The sequence below is a fragment of the Stenotrophomonas sp. CASM101 genome (assembly GCF_049384845.1).
GTDB lineage: Bacteria > Pseudomonadota > Gammaproteobacteria > Xanthomonadales > Xanthomonadaceae > Stenotrophomonas > Stenotrophomonas hibiscicola.
The window spans coordinates 1-254 of the sequence record NZ_JBMRFR010000049.1; the positions used below are offsets into that span (position 1 = coordinate 1).

The window sequence follows — 254 nt, forward strand, 5'->3', positions numbered from 1 at the left end:
GGGCCAGGTAGTGGGTCAATGCCATGCGCCCCACCGGCGCCAGCCATCCCAGCCGCGCGCGCCAACGCACGATCCACGCCAGGTAACCCAGGCACATCGGCAGCCCGCCGATCGTCACCAGTGCCATGGAATGCGCACCACGCCGGTTTCGTCCAGGCGCTTGTGGTAGCTGGTATGGATATTGCTGATGTAGGCCTGGCGATGTATCACCAGTTCCTTCCACGACAGCGCCGGGCGCGCTTGGACATCGAAGC

Annotated in this window: 1 pseudogene; it reads right to left on the reverse strand. The window is 65.0% G+C overall.

Going from position 1 to position 254, the window contains the following annotated elements:
* Positions 1-130 (reverse strand): annotated as a pseudogene (locus VG543_RS21225) (DUF418 domain-containing protein); the annotation flags it as partial.
* Positions 131-254 lie beyond the last annotated feature (124 nt).